We start from the raw sequence: 14,064 nt of genomic DNA, 5'->3' as shown, positions 1-14,064 counted from the left end.
CCGAACATCCAGCAAACGGACTTCATCGATCGATTGCGCAGCCGATACCGCCGCGACAGGTCCGTGTGACCACCGGAAAACCCGCCAAAGTCATTTGACTATAGCGCCCTGATCGACGACAAGCCCGCCATGGCCAAAAAACCTGGAACCAATCCCAAGGGCGAGTTCGCCTTTTTCAACGTCTTCTACGAAGACGGCTCCCAACGCTCCAACCGGCGCGTGCCTGCGGAGCTGCTCGGAGGCCTGGACGGCGACGAGCCCGCGCGCGGCTTCATCATGGAGCAGGACCGCGAGATCGCGGAAAAGTCCGGCCGCCCGCCGCTGGCAATCAAGACCCTCGACCGGGTCGGCGCGAAGAAGAAGTAGGCTCCGCCCGACTTGCGAAGCGTCAGTACAAATAGAAAACGGCGGGCTTTCGGCCCGCCGTTTGCGTTTGGATGAATGCCCGGATCAGGCCCGGGCACGACGATCCGAATTAGTTGTCCAGGAACGACCGCAGCTTCCGCGACCGCGACGGATGCTTCAGCTTGCGCAGCGCCTTCGCTTCGATCTGGCGGATACGTTCGCGCGTCACCGAGAACTGCTGGCCGACTTCTTCCAGCGTGTGGTCGGTGTTCATGCCGATGCCGAAGCGCATCCGCAGCACGCGCTCTTCGCGCGGGGTGAGCGAGGCGAGCACGCGCGTGGTGGTCTCGCGCAGGTTCGACTGGATCGCGGCGTCGATCGGCAGGATCGCGTTCTTGTCCTCGATGAAATCGCCGAGGTGTGAATCCTCTTCGTCACCGACGGGGGTTTCGAGCGACAGCGGCTCCTTGGCGATCTTGAGGACCTTGCGGACCTTCTCCAAGGGCATGCCGAGCTTCTCGGCGAGCTCTTCCGGGGTCGGCTCGCGGCCGATCTCGTTGAGCATCTGGCGCGAGGTGCGCACGATCTTGTTGATCGTCTCGATCATGTGCACGGGGATGCGGATGGTGCGCGCCTGGTCGGCGATCGAGCGGGTGATCGCCTGCCGGATCCACCACGTGGCGTAGGTCGAGAACTTGTAGCCGCGGCGATACTCGAACTTGTCGACCGCCTTCATCAGGCCGATGTTGCCTTCCTGGATCAGGTCGAGGAACTGAAGGCCGCGGTTGGTGTACTTCTTGGCGATCGAGATCACGAGACGGAGGTTGGCTTCCACCATCTCCTTCTTGGCCTGGCGTGCCTCGCGCTCGCCCTTCTGCACGGAGTGCACGATCTTGCGGAACTCGACGATCTCGAGGCCGGTGAGCGCGGCGAGCTGGTGCACCTCGTGACGCAGGTCCTTGATCCGGTCCTTCTCGATATGGACGAAGTTCTTCCAGCCCTTGGCCGAGAGCTTCGAGACGCGGTTGAGCCAGCGCGGATCGAGCTCCGAGCCGGTGTAGTTGCGCAGGAAGTCCTCACGCGCGACGCCATGGCTGTCGGCAAGGCGCATCAGGCGGCCCTCGTGCGACACGAGGCGCTTGTTGATGTCGTAGAGCTGCTCGACCAGTGAGTCGATACGCGCCTGGTTCAGGCGCAGCGACTTCACCTCGACGATGATCTCGTCCTTGAGCTTGCGGTATTTGCGCTCCTGGTGCGGCGACAGCGAGGGCCCGTGCGAGGTGCTCTCGAGCTGGTTCTGGATGTCCTGCTCCTGAAGCTTGCGCAGCTTCTTGTAGCTGTCGGCGATCTTGTCGAAGATCTCGACGACCTTCGGCTTCAGCTCGGCCTCGATGGCCGCGAGCGACATCTGGTTCTCGAACTCGTCGTCCTCGTCCATGTCGGCTTCGGCGGCGGCTTCGCCCGGATCCTTCTCGCCTTCGCCGGCATTGCCGGGCGCAGGCGCGGCGCGGAACGGGGTCGGCGACGGCGGCGCGGCGGGCGGCGCGACATGCGCCGGCGCAGCTCCGTTCACGGCTGCGACCTCGCCGCCTTCGGCGGACGCTTCACCATTCTCGCCGGTCGGACCGCCGATCATCGCGGTGTTCATGCCGCCCTTGGCGTCGGGCCCGGCATAGGTCGCTTCGAGATCGATGATGTCGCGAAGGAAGATTTTGCCTTCGTTGAGCTCGTCGCGCCAGATGATGATGGCCTGGAAGGTCAGCGGGCTTTCGCAGAGGCCTGCGATCATGGCCTCGCGGCCGGCCTCGATGCGCTTCGCAATCGCGATTTCGCCTTCGCGGGACAGGAGTTCGACCGTGCCCATCTCGCGCAGATACATGCGCACGGGGTCGTCGGTGCGCTCGCCCGGCTCGCTCTTCTTGACCTCGGTGACGGCCTTCTGGGTGACCTCGACGAGCTCATTGTCGGTCTCGTCCTCGCCGCCCTCGTCCTTGTCCTCCTCGCCGTCGCTATCGTCGGCTTCGGTCACGTTGATGCCCATGTCCGAGAGCATGGACATGATGTCCTCGATCTGCTCGGGGGAGGTCTGGTCGGACGGCAAAACTTCGTTGAGCTGATCGAAGGTCACGAAGCCGCGCTTCTTGGCCTGCTTGATCATCTTCTTCACGGCCGCGTCGGACAGATCCAGCAACGGCGACGGCGCGTCCTGGGAGTCCTTCTCCGGCGCGTCCGCTGCCTTGTCGTCCTTTTCTTTGTCCTTCGCCTGCAGCGTCTTTGCCTTGGTGGCCATCCATTGCTCCTAAACGCGCTTCATGCAGAAGGCCGAACGGCCCGCCCGCCTGAATTCACTTGAACCTGTTGTTCGACGCTCTCGCTTCGTCAGATCGCGACACGGAAAGGGCGGCGCGGATATCTCTCGCCACCCCGACCTTTTCTCTCGCCGGATTTGCCTAACGCTTCGTGAGCCTCTTTGTCGCAGCGGATGCAGGTGTAGTGCCAACAGCGATTGCGCGGATTTATTCCTGACGCGTCTGTTCTGCCTGCGGCCGCCTGGTGGCCAAAGTGCTACAAGACCGTTAAGCCTCGATTAACCCTGTTTTTGCCGCCAAACCTTGGATTTGGCGAGTCTTTTAGCGGTTCCGGTCCCGGCCGTCCGCATGATTCTTTCATCACACGCTCTTCTGGAACCGGCCCGACAGCTCGCCAAAACCCTCGATCAGGGCCTCGGTACCGTCGACTTCTCCTATCCGAGCCTTGACGTCACGCAGCCACGCCAAATTGGCCTCGCTGGGGTCCTCCCCCAAGGCCAGCTCGGCGTCTTTCAGTTCTCTAAGTAGTGAATGGTATTGCCGATGCAAGGCAACGAGCTGGTGCCAGGTGGAGAGAACGTCGTCGCGGGCGGCGCCCTCGCGGGCACCCCACACCGCCGCGGTCGTGATACCGTTCTCAACCCTTTGAAGAAGCTGTGAAAATCCACCCTTCTCGATGTCGGCTCGCATCTTCTCGGCCAGCTCGCCGGGGTCCGGCGAGTGGTGGTGGTCGTTGGCAAAGGCGGCGATGATGCCGGCCCGGAGCTTATGGGCCTCGGGATGGGCCAGCTCCAGGGCGGCGACCTCCTCAAGGTGGTCGTGCAGCAGCCAGGGGTGGTTGATCAGGATTTGCAGGATCAGGGCTTCGCGCCGGGATATGGCGCTGCGTTGGCCCTTCATGATCGGGCTGGCCGCCAGCTGGGGACTCGCCGCCTGATAGGGGCCGGAGGGAATAAAGGCGGGACCGGGGGCCCCACGCCGCCCTTGGCTACCGAATCCCTGCCCCCCGAATCGATTCGCCTGCCCCCCGTTGCGGGGCTGGAAGGAGCGACCGGAATTGCCCTGGAAATTGCCCCGGCCGGCAAAGCCGCCGCGCCCGCCCTCGGGCGCGAAGGTGCGTCGAAGCCGTTCGGCAAAATCGTCGCGATAATAGCGCCGCACCACCTCGTCGCGGATGCCGTTGGACAGCTCCTTGACGCGCGCTTCGAGCGCGGCACGGCGTTCGGGCGTGGCAAAGTTGCCGCCTTCGAGCTCGCGCGACCAGATCATCTCGGCGAGCGGCTTCGCCGCCGCGATGACATCCTCGATCGCGCCGCGGCCGCCCGAGCGGGCGAGATCGTCGGGATCCTGACCTTCCGGCAGCAGCGCAAAACGCAGGCTCTTGCCCGGCGCAAGAAATGGCAAGGCAAGGTCGGCGGCACGGTAAGCCGCCTTCTGTCCGGCGCGATCGCCGTCGAAGCAGAGGATCGGCTCGTCCGCCATCTTCCAGAGCAGCGCGAGCTGGTTTTCGGTCAGCGCGGTGCCGAGTGGCGCCACGGCACCTGCAAAGCCTGCCGTCACCATAGCGATGACGTCGACATAGCCTTCGACCACGATCAGCGCGCTGCCATCGTGGGTGGCTTTGCGCGCGGTCTGGTGATTGTAGAGATTGTCGCCCTTGTGGAAGAGCGGCGTCTCCGGCGAGTTCAGGTATTTTGCCGGAACGTCCTTCTCCAGCGCGCGCCCGCCGAAGGCGATGACGCGGCCACGCAGATCCGTGATCGGAAACATCACGCGATCGCGGAAGCGATCGTAGGGCACGGGAATGTCGTTGCCGGCAACGAGCAGCCCGGTCTCGATCATGTCCTCGACGGAGACGCCGAGCTTGCCGAGATGCTCCTTCAGCGCGAAGCGCTCGGGCGGCGGCGGCGCATAGCCGAGGCGGAACTGCACCTGCGTCGCCGGCGAGATCGCGCGATCGGCGAGATAGCCGCGCGCCTTGGCGCCGACGCGCGAGGCCAGCGTCTCGGCGAAGAATTTTGCGGCGAGCTCCATCACGTCATGCAGCGTGCGGCGCCGCTGCTCGTGCCGCGCCGCATCCGGCGTTACCGCCGGCAGCGCCAGCCCCGCCATGTTGGCGAGGCGCTCCACGGCCTCCGCGAACGGCAGGCCGTCGGTCTCCATCACGAAGGTGATGATGTCGCCGTGCTTGCCGGAGGAGAAGTCGTGGTAAAATCCCTTCTGGTCGTTGACGTAGAAGGACGGCGTCTTCTCCTGCTGGAACGGCGACAGCCCCTTCCATTCCCGCCCCGCCTTCTTCAGTTTCACGCGCTTGCCCACGACTTCGGAGACCGAAAGCCGGGCACGAAGCTCGTCGAGGAACTGGGGCGTGAAGCGCATGGGCTCTGGGTCTGGCGCGAATCAACGTGAGTCGGGCGAAGGGGTTACGGATATAGGCGCGGCCTGCCCAAAAGTCAGGTTTGTCCGGCTTATCCGGGTTATTCGACCTATGCACAGGCGTCATTCCGGGGCGATGCGAAGCATCGAGCCCGGAATGACCGCGGAAAGACTTGAACCCGGACCGGTTCCGCGCTTCCATAGGCCATGTTCAGGATGTTTCGCGGCGGCCACAGCGGGGGCTGGCGTGTGACCTCGATTTCACCCGTGGTGGGCGAGCCCCTGCCCTTCGTGCCGGCGCTGTCGGTGACCGACAGCGAGGCGATTTCATTGCCCCTGGTGCCCTCTCGCAATGCGTGGCGGCTGGTCGGCGTTGCGAGCACGCCGCGCTACACTGAGCGCGCCGAGAAGCAGCAGCTCACCGCGGTGCAGGCCGAGCTCGGCCGGTTAGAGGCCACTTCCGCGGCGCTGATTCCGATCCGCAAATCGGAGGCGTGGTGGGAGCTGACGCAGGAAGAGCGCCGCAAGATCTTCGAGGACAAGTCGCACCACATCGCCAGCACTCTTCGTTTCCTGCCCGCCATCGCGCGGCAGCTCTATCACAGCCGCGATCTCGGCGGTCCCTTCGACTTCCTGACATGGTTCGAGTTCGCGCCCCCCGATGCCTCGCTGTTCGAGGAGCTGGTGGCGATGCTGAGGCAGACCGAGGAGTGGAGCTACGTCGAGCACGAGATCGACGTGCGCCTGGTGAAGGAAGTGCTGTCGGCTTAGTGATCGAACGCCGGCCACGATGAAGGTGCGATCCCTCGCTCCGCTTGCGCGGGAGAGGTGAAGTCCGCATCCGCGCCTAGTGCTCGAGAAAGCGCCCGGACTCGATGCGCGGCAGATCGGTGACGGACCAATTGTAGACGTAAGTCCAGGCCTTCTCCGTGGTGCCATCAGGCAGCGTCACGTCGATCAGCTTGCGCAGATATTCGGTCGGCTCCGGAAAGCCCTCGCCGCAGGCCTCGTACATGTCGAGCTCGCGCAGGAGCTCATCGGGCACGCGCAATTGAAAAAGCTCACCATGGACGACATCGGAGGCCGCGTTCGACAGCAGCAATCCGGGATAATGCTTCACCAGAACGAGCCGCCCGCGACACGTCGCGTCACCCAAAAAGTCCGCATGTCCTGCAAGCAGCCGCGCCATCGGATGGTCGAAGCCGCGCATCAGGGTGCCGTAGACGAAAAGACGATCGGAGGTCATGGGGTGTCTATAGCCGTCAATCGAGCGAAACGACAGCCGCACGTTTCCTCGTCCCAGCGAAGTCCCGGGGGCAAGCGAGATTTGGTCTTGTGATGAATCGCCGGCAACGGCATCGTCTGACGATCATGATGATTTTGGGTGGACCTACCTGCAAGCGATTGCTGCCCAATTTAGACGGCAACTGCTTTTTCCATAGGCAATCAGGATGGACTTGAACACGGCCGACGCGACCGATCAACTGCTCGGCGCGGGGGACATTCCGCCGGTGCATGAGGTCAATGCGGATGGGGCATCGCCTTTCCTGCTCACCTCGGATCATTACGGACGGATTCTGCCGCGCGCGCTCGGCGACCTCGGCGTCGCGGAAAGCGAGCTGACGCGACACATCGCCTGGGACATCGGTATTGCCGGCGTCGCCGAGCGGCTGGCAAAAATGCTCGATGCGCATCTGATCGCGCAGCGCTATTCGCGGCTCGTGATCGACTGCAACCGCTCGCCCGGCGTAGCAAGCTCGGTCCCCGTGATATCCGAGGCGACTGCGATCCCGCGCAACGAGGGCATCTCAGCGAGCGAGCGTACCGCGCGGCGCCGCGAGATCTTCGAGCCCTATCACCGCCGCATCGATGCCGCGATCGACCGCCGCCTGCACGACACGCGGCCGACGGTGCTGGTGTCACTGCACAGCTTCACGCCGGTTTATGCCGGCGTCGCCCGGCCCTGGCACATCGCGACGCTGTATAACCGCGACACCGTGCTGCCGCAGCTGCTGCTGAAACATTTGCGCGCTGAAGGCGATCTCGTCGTCGGCGACAACGAGCCCTATGCGGTGAGCGACCTCAGCGACTACACCATCCCCGTCCACGGCGAAGCCCGCGGCCTCGTCAACACCGGCATCGAGATCCGCCAGGATCTGATCGCGGATCAGTCCGGCCAGCAGCAATGGGCGGAGCGGCTGGCGAGGATTTTTGCGGAGATCGAGCTGGAATTGAAGGCGGAGCTGTTGGTGTAGGGCACGCTGTGTTCCCTCCCCCCTTGCGGGGGAGGGAGCGCAGCGGAGTACGACGAAGCTGCTGAGCATTTGTCTCAGGCTCACCCGCCCCGCGTCGCGACGAACACCGCGAGCGCAGCGAAAATCGCAGCGATACCCCACAGCAGCCAGGCGATGCGGACGGGGCCGCTTGTATCGAGCGTTGCCTCGGCCGGGTTGTCGGGATTGACGCGCACCTCGACGGTCGCGCCGTGCTTGTAGCGCGACATCAGCTTCTTCAACATCTCGTCGGACCCGGACTGCGTCCCGGCCGCGACGCGCGCGCATTCATTGGTGTAGCTGATATTCTGATAGCGATAGGTGTAGGTCACGCGCTTGCCGAACATCTCGGTGCCGCGGCGCTCGCCCGGCTCGCTGGCCTCGTGATATTGCTCGATCCCCGACAGCTTGATCGTGCCCGGCACCACCGGCCAGCGCGCCGCCTTCAACGCCTGCCGCCGCACCCCATACCCCATCAGCGCGATGACGAGGCCGAACGCGCCGAAGCCGACGACAAGGCCGGCGAGATCGGGCCGCCCGATGTGGTGCGCAAGGTAGGCATAAGTCTGGTTGAGCCCGAACGCCGAGCCGAACACGATGCCAAACGCAATCGCCGTGCCGATGCCGAGGCAGCCCCACAGCCCCTTGGGCAGGTCGCGCTCGAGCACGGCCTGATCGGGATGGCGCGGATTGTAATAGACGGTGACGACACTGCCGGCGGGATATTTTGCGAGCTTCTCGGCGACCTCGAAATTGCCGAGGTCCTCGCCGATCGAGATGCGGTTACAGCTCAGCTTGCGGCTGCCGACCGGATATTCGTAAGTCACGTTCGCAAAATTACGGCTCTCGAGCCGATAGCCTTCCTCGCGGTCGCTGTCGGACACCCTGACCTCACGCACCTCGGCGACCGAGCGGACGACCTTGCCCGATGCCTGCGGCCAGCTTCGCGCCTCGCGCACCTGCCAGGTCTTCACAACGGAGGCGACCAGTAACAGCCCGAGCGGTGCGAACAGCATCGCATAGACGAACCAGGGCAGATCGGGCACGGCCAAATTCCTTCGTCAGCGGCAATGCCCGATTGGACGCATCGCCGCCGCGAAGGGTTCAAGCGCGAACCGGTACGAGGGAGGTTATTTTGCCCGTGTCAGCGCCAGCCAGATACCGCCGCCGATCATGAAGCCGCCGGAGATGCGCGACATCAGCCGCGTCCGGCGGGCCGAGAAGAACTTCCGGGCACGCCCCGCGGCGAGAGCGTAGAGCGCATCCGTCACCGCCGCGGTGACCATGAAGGTTGCGCCCAGCACCGCGACTTGCGGGAAGTGGTCGCGGTTCATGTCCATGAACTGCGGAATGAAGGCGCCGAAGAAGATCAGCACTTTCGGGTTCGACAGCAGCACGAGGAAACCTTGCAGGAAGAACCCGCCGCGCGGCGGCGCCGGCGGCTCGTCGACATTGAGGCCTTCGACCGGCGCCCAGATCAGCTTGATGCCGAGCCAGATCAGATAGGCGGCGCCGGCAAAGCGCACCCAGTCGAACCAGTAACCCATGGTCGCCATCAGCGAGGTCAGGCCGACCGCGACGATGCCGATGACGATGGCGAGCCCGGCCTGCGCGCCCGCGACATTGGTCAACGCCGCGCGCGTGCCGTGACGCAGGCCGTTGGCGACGACGAGGGTGACGATCGGCCCCGGCAGCAAGGCCAGCGCAATGCAGGCGGCGACGAAGGCGAAATAGGCTTGCATGGACATCATGGGGAGGACTCGCTGAGAGCGGTTTGGCACATTAATGCATGACACTCACTGTCCGTCCAGCGCCGCGGTCGCCCATACCTTCATCTCCGGCGTCTCCAGGAACGCCAGCGCTGCGCGCTGCACGGCGCCTGCTTCGCCACGCCCCTGGGCCGCAGCGACGAAGAGATCGCAGCGGCGCGAGACGGCGATGCCGATCGCGGCATGACGGACGCCGTCGGCCATATCGAGATCATAGCGCCTGGCACGGCCACGCATCTCGCCAAGTCCCACCTCCTCGCCCGGCGCGACGGCGGCAAAGCGCGGGCTGATCAGATCGATGTCGGCAACGCGATCGACCTCATCGTCGTCGGCGACGCCGCGGTCGCAATTGCAGAAGCCGCGCTTGGCGCGCACGTAGAGCTCGGTGCCCGCGCAGGCCCCGTCGCAGCGGAACGCGCGGCCGGCGGGCCAGCCGTCGCGCGGGAACGGCCATGCGATTTCGCGCCAGCCCGCCGATTCCGCCGCCGGCGCCAGCCGATAGGCCCCGACGCCGGACACACCGAGCGCGATGGCCACAGCTGCAATTGCCGCCCCGCGCCGCATCGTCAGTTCCTCGGCAGGCCGGCGGCCGCGCGCGCCGGTCCGGTCAGTTCGAGGATATGCAGGCCGGTGTTGGCGCGGTCGACGATGTAGATGTAGCCGCGATCGTCGGTCTCGACATTGTTGGTCTGGATCGCGACCTTGCAGCGCTCGCCGCCCTCGACGGGAATGCAGCGCTTGTCGGTGGCCTGCGTGATCGCCGGGATGAAATAGCCGACCTCCTTCGGATGATAGGGATCGCGGATGTCGAGCGCGCGCACGCCCGCATTGAAGAAGGCGATGAAGGCCATCTTCTTGTAATAGACCGGCGCCATGCTCTCGTTCGAGGAGTGCGAGCCGAAGCGGCCGCCGCGCTGGCAGAACTGTCCACCCGCCTCCGGCACGGTGTAGCTCGAGATCATCATCGGCCGCGTCTCGGTGGTGACGTCGGCGAACCACACCATCTGCCGCGCCTCGCCGCATTCGTTCAGAATCGCCTCGTCGACGATCATGACGATGTCGCGGGTCTTGCCGTCCTTGTCCTCGGCGAATTCCGCGACGGGCATGTCGAGCATCGGGAACGTCGTATGCGCGCCGTTGAAGGCGGACATCGGCATGCGCGAAATCTCGGGATAGCGCAGATTGTCCGGCGTCGGCTCCTTCGGCCCGTTCAGCAACTTGTCGCGATCGACGATCTGCAAAATGCCGCCCTTGTTGGTGCCGTAGCCGAAGAACACGCGATTGCCGTCGGGCCCGGTCGAGATCGGCCCGTGCAATTCGGTCGGTACGGCGCCGGTCGAGCCCGGCTCCTGGCCGGGCAGGCCAAAGTCGCGGATTTTCTGCGGATGCGCGGGATCGCTGAGGTCGTAGACCTGCGTCATGCGCCGCGTGCGCCAGTCCGGCGCGCCGGAGACGAGAAAGGCGATGCCGGTGTCGCACTCCCACCAGCTCTTGTGGGTGTCCTTCAGGCCGCCGATGCGGGTAACGAGCACGGGATTGGCGGGATCGGCGACGTTCCAGATCTCATGCGCCTCGCTGCCGAAGGTGCGGAGCATATAGACCGCATTGGGATCGCCCTTCGGCAGCGACTTGCCGTCGCAAATCCGTACCATCTGCGCACCGCCGGATTCGTACTTGCCTTCCTGGCCCGGCAGATGCCGCAGATATTTTGGACGCGCGGGATCGGTCACGTCGACGATGGACGTTCCGTTCGGTTCGGCCTGCCCCGTCATCGGGTTGACGGGCGCGGGCACGTCGTCGGTGCCGCCGTGATGGCCGATATAGGCGATCCAGCGATCGCCCTGGTGATGGATGGTCGGCTGGTACGCACTGCGCGCCTGCAGGTCGTTGGTGCCGACCAGCTTCATGTTGGACGCTTCCGGCGGCGCGCCGATGGTCTGCTTCTGTTGTGCCTGGGCCGTGGTGCTGCAGGCGAAAAGGAAAAGGCCTGCAACGAGTGGGACGCAACGGAACATCAAAGCTCTCCCGGAACCAATCTGCGTTGGCTGAGCTTCGAGGCTAGCACAGCCATTTCCGGGCGCCAAAGACACCATCTTGACATGCAACCATTTGGTTGCCTATTATCGCCGCCATGGATGAGGTCTTCAAAGCGCTTGCCGATGCGTCACGACGGTCGCTGCTGGACAGGCTTCACGCCAAGAACGGCCAGACGCTGAACGAACTCTGCGAAGGCCTCGCGATGACGCGCCAGGCCGTGACCAAGCACCTTGTCATTCTCGAAGAGGCCAACCTGGTCACGACCATCAGGCATGGCCGCGAGAAGCTGCATTACCTCAATCCGGTGCCGATCCATCAGATCGGCGAACGCTGGATCAGGAAATTCGAGCGCGGCAAGCTCGCCGCGCTCAGCGAGTTGAAACGTCAGTTGGAGAAGCGCGATGAGTAAGCCCCAATTCGTCTATGTGAGCTATATCGAGACCACGCCGGAGAGGCTGTGGGAGGCGCTGACGTCGAGCGAGTTCACCAGGCAATACTGGTTCGGCGCCGAGGTCCGGTCAGACTGGAAGGTCGGCTCGCCTTTCGCGCTCACGCTCGACGGCGAGGTCACCGATTCCGGCGAGATTCTGGAGGCCGATCCGCCGCGCCGCCTGTCCTACAGCTTCAAGCACCAGAAGTTCGAAGAGCTGCGCGGCGAGCCGATATCGCGCGTCGTCTTCACGATCGAACCGTTCGGCTCGCTCGTGCGTTTGACCGTGTTGCATGACGGCTTCGTCGAGGGCGGCAAATATCTCGGCGCCGTCTCCAACGGCTGGCCGGCGATCCTGTCCCAGCTCAAGAGCCTGCTCGAGACCGGCAAGCTGCTCGGCATTCCACGCGCAGCCCTCAACAAGGGATTCGACGCAAAATGAACCTCGATCAGTTCAAACCGCTGACGGTCTACACCATCTACATCGTCTCCACGCCGGAGAAGGTGTGGGAAGCGCTGACTTCGGCCAAGTTCAGCAGGAAGTACTTTTCCGGCTTTGCCGTGGAGATGGAACGGAGGCTCGGCGCCAGTTTCACCGTGCGCGCGCCTGACGGTTCGGAGCACATCTCGGGTGAAGTCTTCGAATACGATCCGCCGAACAAGCTGACGGTGACGTGGAACGTCAACTGGCCCGACCTCGTCGCAAAGCTCGGCACGACGCTCGTCACCTACGAGATCGAGCAAGCCGGCGAGGCCGTCCGCCTCACCATGAGCGAACGCCACGACCGCCCGCTCAGCGACGACATCCTCTCCGGCGGCCGCACCGGCTGGCCCGCGATCCTGTCGGGACTGAAGAGTTTGCTGGAAACCGGCAAGGCGCCGCAGATCAAAATGACACCGCCAGCGCAGATGCTGGCGGCGTTGCAGGCGATGGGGATCAAGACGCCGTAGCGGCCGAAATCGGCACTGTTATCGCTTCTTCTTCACCGGCGGTTGAATCTCGTCGATCTTGCGACGGCAATCCCCTTCCGAGTCGTGCGGGCCCGAGACGAAGGTCCCGCTGACCTTGATCGCGTACCAGCCTGACTCCACGCCGAGCCGGAGCGCTTCGTCTGTCTTGACGTGCCGTGGGGAGAGAGTTTGCATCATGTGCTTTCGGTTGGCGTTCGATCTCGTATCGAACCGCTGTGGAATTTTTCAGGCGTCCGCGGCACGCCTGCTGCGTCCGGCTCGCCCGCAGGAAGTGGCAATAAGCGCGACGATCGCCGTCGCGATGAGAAGGCTCCGCCGGTGCGAAGAATGAGTCGCTTCAAGTCGCGCGCAGATCGTCGTGACGCAGCGCACGCAGAGACGACCGCTCTTTCCGACATTGGCGCACCGTGCGCGCAATCGCCGCAATTAGCTATCGTTTTCTCGCCCGCGCCCCGCTTTTGAAGCGCCAAATGCCGCTCTCGATCGAATAAGGCCGTGAATGCCTTGTGTTCGATCGCTTCGTAGCCATGTTGGGAGCTTAGCCAAGAGAAAGAAGTTCGCATGAAGCTCCGCGTCGGGTTCGAGATGCTGTACGAGTTCCCGCAGCCGACGCCTATGATCATGGTGTTGGGCACGCACTTCACGCGCGCCTCAGATATCGTCGTGCCCGACCTGCTGACCACCCGACCTTCGGTGGCGATCAATCCCTATCGCGACCTCTTCGGCAATTGGTGCAGCCGCATCGTTGCGCCGGCCGGCACCCTCCGTCTTGCCGGCGATGGCGTCGTTCGCGACAGCGGCCTGCCCGACCCGGTGTTTCCGAACGCGTTTCAGCACGCCGTCGAAGCACTGCCGGCCGACACGCTCGTCTATCTGCTCGGCAGTCGCTACTGCGAGACCGATCGCCTGTCGGATATCGCATGGAAGTTGTTCGAACAGACGCCGCCGGGCTGGGCGCGGGTCCAGGCCATCTGCGATTTTGTTCATCGCCACATCACGTTCGGCCATGAGCACGCACGCGCGACCAAGACGGCCCGGGAAGCCTACGACGAAGGCAAGGGTGTGTGCCGTGACTATGCCCATCTCGCCATCGCGTTCTGCCGCAGCATGAACATTCCGGCGCGTTACTGCACCGGCTACCTCAGCGACATCGGCACGCCACAGCCGTGGCCTGCGGGAGATTTCGCCGCCTGGTTCGAGGCTTTCGTCGGTGGAAGCTGGCACATGTTCGATCCGCGCAACAACACGCCGCGGATCGGCCGCGTGCTGATCGCGCAGGGGCGCGATGCAGCAGACGTCCCGATCGTCCAGACCTTCGGTCCGAATACCCTGCTCAATTTCAAGGTATGGACCGACGAGGTTGCCTGATGACAGACAGCACCCCAGCGCTCACCGCCGATGAATTTGCGTCCTTGGCCCTGGTCGGAAAGGGTCAAGACGACATTCCGCACGCGCACGGCGAACGTCTGGCCAATTTGGGTTATGCGATCAGGCGGCTCGGCGAACTCGAGCTGACCTCATCCGGCGCTCGCCGCCTGGCAACGGGCGAATAG

Annotated in this window: 16 protein-coding genes; 8 read left to right on the top strand and 8 right to left on the bottom strand. The window is 64.2% G+C overall.

Annotated features, from left to right (window positions below):
- Nucleotides 1-129 precede the first annotated feature (129 nt).
- On the top strand, nucleotides 130-366 hold the full coding sequence (locus J4G43_RS10835) for a hypothetical protein (protein ID WP_028150700.1): 237 nt from the start codon (nucleotides 130-132) through the stop codon (nucleotides 364-366).
- A 109-nt stretch (nucleotides 367-475) separates the two neighbouring features.
- Here the strand turns inward: J4G43_RS10835 and rpoD are convergent, their stop codons facing one another.
- Together rpoD and dnaG are read right to left on the bottom strand one after the other, a co-directional pair.
- The gene (gene rpoD / locus J4G43_RS10830; RefSeq protein ID WP_208069369.1) at nucleotides 476-2,635 is read right to left on the bottom strand and encodes an RNA polymerase sigma factor RpoD; all 2,160 of its coding nucleotides are present in this window, start codon (nucleotides 2,633-2,635) and stop codon (nucleotides 476-478) included.
- A gap of 379 nt (nucleotides 2,636-3,014) precedes the next feature.
- Nucleotides 3,015-5,033, bottom strand: a complete 2,019-nt coding sequence (gene dnaG, locus J4G43_RS10825; protein WP_208084776.1) for a DNA primase — start codon at nucleotides 5,031-5,033, stop codon at nucleotides 3,015-3,017.
- Between the two features lie 204 nt (nucleotides 5,034-5,237).
- Between dnaG and J4G43_RS10820 the strand changes: the two genes are divergently transcribed.
- Nucleotides 5,238-5,801: a chlorite dismutase family protein gene (locus tag J4G43_RS10820; RefSeq protein ID WP_028150697.1), complete on the top strand. Its 564-nt coding sequence runs from the start codon at nucleotides 5,238-5,240 to the stop codon at nucleotides 5,799-5,801.
- Between the two features lie 76 nt (nucleotides 5,802-5,877).
- On the opposite strand, the gene J4G43_RS10815 is transcribed toward J4G43_RS10820, so the two are convergent.
- Nucleotides 5,878-6,276: a gamma-glutamylcyclotransferase family protein gene (locus J4G43_RS10815; protein ID WP_208084775.1), complete on the bottom strand. Its 399-nt coding sequence runs from the start codon at nucleotides 6,274-6,276 to the stop codon at nucleotides 5,878-5,880.
- Between the two features lie 205 nt (nucleotides 6,277-6,481).
- On the opposite strand from J4G43_RS10815, the gene J4G43_RS10810 reads away from it, so the two are divergent.
- The gene (locus J4G43_RS10810) at nucleotides 6,482-7,285 is read left to right on the top strand and encodes an N-formylglutamate amidohydrolase (protein ID WP_208084774.1); all 804 of its coding nucleotides are present in this window, start codon (nucleotides 6,482-6,484) and stop codon (nucleotides 7,283-7,285) included.
- A gap of 80 nt (nucleotides 7,286-7,365) precedes the next feature.
- On the opposite strand, the gene J4G43_RS10805 is transcribed toward J4G43_RS10810, so the two are convergent.
- The 4 genes from J4G43_RS10805 to J4G43_RS10790 all read right to left on the bottom strand — a co-directional run bounded on the left by J4G43_RS10805 (nucleotide 7,366) and on the right by J4G43_RS10790 (nucleotide 11,087).
- Complete coding sequence (locus J4G43_RS10805) at nucleotides 7,366-8,349, bottom strand: DUF3592 domain-containing protein (RefSeq protein ID WP_208084773.1); 984 nt, start codon at nucleotides 8,347-8,349, stop codon at nucleotides 7,366-7,368.
- A gap of 84 nt (nucleotides 8,350-8,433) precedes the next feature.
- Complete coding sequence (locus J4G43_RS10800) at nucleotides 8,434-9,054, bottom strand: LysE family translocator (RefSeq protein WP_208084772.1); 621 nt, start codon at nucleotides 9,052-9,054, stop codon at nucleotides 8,434-8,436.
- Between the two features lie 45 nt (nucleotides 9,055-9,099).
- The gene (locus J4G43_RS10795) at nucleotides 9,100-9,636 is read right to left on the bottom strand and encodes a hypothetical protein (protein WP_208084771.1); all 537 of its coding nucleotides are present in this window, start codon (nucleotides 9,634-9,636) and stop codon (nucleotides 9,100-9,102) included.
- A 2-nt stretch (nucleotides 9,637-9,638) separates the two neighbouring features.
- Complete coding sequence (locus tag J4G43_RS10790) at nucleotides 9,639-11,087, bottom strand: LVIVD repeat-containing protein (protein ID WP_208084770.1); 1,449 nt, start codon at nucleotides 11,085-11,087, stop codon at nucleotides 9,639-9,641.
- A gap of 116 nt (nucleotides 11,088-11,203) precedes the next feature.
- Here J4G43_RS10790 and J4G43_RS10785 point away from each other — a divergent pair, with 116 nt between their 5' ends.
- The 3 genes from J4G43_RS10785 to J4G43_RS10775 are packed head-to-tail and all read left to right on the top strand — an operon-like array spanning nucleotide 11,204 to nucleotide 12,490.
- On the top strand, nucleotides 11,204-11,518 hold the full coding sequence (locus J4G43_RS10785) for an ArsR/SmtB family transcription factor (RefSeq protein WP_208084769.1): 315 nt from the start codon (nucleotides 11,204-11,206) through the stop codon (nucleotides 11,516-11,518).
- Nucleotides 11,511-11,981: an SRPBCC family protein gene (locus J4G43_RS10780; RefSeq protein WP_085400444.1), complete on the top strand. Its 471-nt coding sequence runs from the start codon at nucleotides 11,511-11,513 to the stop codon at nucleotides 11,979-11,981. The genes J4G43_RS10785 and J4G43_RS10780 overlap by 8 nt, the downstream gene beginning before the upstream one ends.
- Nucleotides 11,978-12,490: an SRPBCC family protein gene (locus J4G43_RS10775; RefSeq protein WP_208084768.1), complete on the top strand. Its 513-nt coding sequence runs from the start codon at nucleotides 11,978-11,980 to the stop codon at nucleotides 12,488-12,490. The genes J4G43_RS10780 and J4G43_RS10775 overlap by 4 nt, the downstream gene beginning before the upstream one ends.
- An 18-nt stretch (nucleotides 12,491-12,508) precedes the next feature.
- On the opposite strand, the gene J4G43_RS10770 is transcribed toward J4G43_RS10775, so the two are convergent.
- Nucleotides 12,509-12,688: a hypothetical protein gene (locus J4G43_RS10770; protein ID WP_063985493.1), complete on the bottom strand. Its 180-nt coding sequence runs from the start codon at nucleotides 12,686-12,688 to the stop codon at nucleotides 12,509-12,511.
- A 384-nt stretch (nucleotides 12,689-13,072) separates the two neighbouring features.
- Between J4G43_RS10770 and J4G43_RS10765 the strand changes: the two genes are divergently transcribed.
- Together J4G43_RS10765 and J4G43_RS10760 are read left to right on the top strand one after the other, a co-directional pair.
- Nucleotides 13,073-13,879, top strand: a complete 807-nt coding sequence (locus tag J4G43_RS10765; protein WP_208084767.1) for a transglutaminase-like domain-containing protein — start codon at nucleotides 13,073-13,075, stop codon at nucleotides 13,877-13,879.
- Complete coding sequence (locus tag J4G43_RS10760) at nucleotides 13,879-14,064, top strand: hypothetical protein (protein ID WP_208084766.1); 186 nt, start codon at nucleotides 13,879-13,881, stop codon at nucleotides 14,062-14,064. The genes J4G43_RS10765 and J4G43_RS10760 overlap by 1 nt, the downstream gene beginning before the upstream one ends.

It is taken from the genome of Bradyrhizobium barranii subsp. barranii (genome assembly GCF_017565645.3).
GTDB classification, from domain to species: Bacteria; Pseudomonadota; Alphaproteobacteria; order Rhizobiales; family Xanthobacteraceae; genus Bradyrhizobium; species Bradyrhizobium barranii.
The sequence above is the reverse complement of the archived record's forward strand: the minus strand, read 5'-3'. Positions and strand labels throughout refer to the sequence as shown.

Excerpts from the sequence above, each read along its gene's own strand:
- J4G43_RS10835 (WP_028150700.1), top strand. The coding sequence starts at position 130 with ATGGCCAAAAAACCTGGAACCAATCCCAAGGGCGAGTTCGCCTTTTTC.
- rpoD (WP_208069369.1), bottom strand. The coding sequence starts at position 2,635 with ATGGCCACCAAGGCAAAGACGCTGCAGGCGAAGGACAAAGAAAAGGAC.
- dnaG (WP_208084776.1), bottom strand. The coding sequence starts at position 5,033 with ATGCGCTTCACGCCCCAGTTCCTCGACGAGCTTCGTGCCCGGCTTTCG.
- J4G43_RS10820 (WP_028150697.1), top strand. The coding sequence starts at position 5,238 with ATGTTCAGGATGTTTCGCGGCGGCCACAGCGGGGGCTGGCGTGTGACC.
- J4G43_RS10815 (WP_208084775.1), bottom strand. The coding sequence starts at position 6,276 with ATGACCTCCGATCGTCTTTTCGTCTACGGCACCCTGATGCGCGGCTTC.
- J4G43_RS10810 (WP_208084774.1), top strand. The coding sequence starts at position 6,482 with ATGGACTTGAACACGGCCGACGCGACCGATCAACTGCTCGGCGCGGGG.
- J4G43_RS10800 (WP_208084772.1), bottom strand. The coding sequence starts at position 9,054 with ATGATGTCCATGCAAGCCTATTTCGCCTTCGTCGCCGCCTGCATTGCG.
- J4G43_RS10795 (WP_208084771.1), bottom strand. The coding sequence starts at position 9,636 with ATGCGGCGCGGGGCGGCAATTGCAGCTGTGGCCATCGCGCTCGGTGTG.
- J4G43_RS10790 (WP_208084770.1), bottom strand. The coding sequence starts at position 11,087 with ATGTTCCGTTGCGTCCCACTCGTTGCAGGCCTTTTCCTTTTCGCCTGC.
- J4G43_RS10785 (WP_208084769.1), top strand. The coding sequence starts at position 11,204 with ATGGATGAGGTCTTCAAAGCGCTTGCCGATGCGTCACGACGGTCGCTG.
- J4G43_RS10780 (WP_085400444.1), top strand. The coding sequence starts at position 11,511 with ATGAGTAAGCCCCAATTCGTCTATGTGAGCTATATCGAGACCACGCCG.
- J4G43_RS10775 (WP_208084768.1), top strand. The coding sequence starts at position 11,978 with ATGAACCTCGATCAGTTCAAACCGCTGACGGTCTACACCATCTACATC.
- J4G43_RS10770 (WP_063985493.1), bottom strand. The coding sequence starts at position 12,688 with ATGATGCAAACTCTCTCCCCACGGCACGTCAAGACAGACGAAGCGCTC.
- J4G43_RS10765 (WP_208084767.1), top strand. The coding sequence starts at position 13,073 with ATGAAGCTCCGCGTCGGGTTCGAGATGCTGTACGAGTTCCCGCAGCCG.
- J4G43_RS10760 (WP_208084766.1), top strand. The coding sequence starts at position 13,879 with ATGACAGACAGCACCCCAGCGCTCACCGCCGATGAATTTGCGTCCTTG.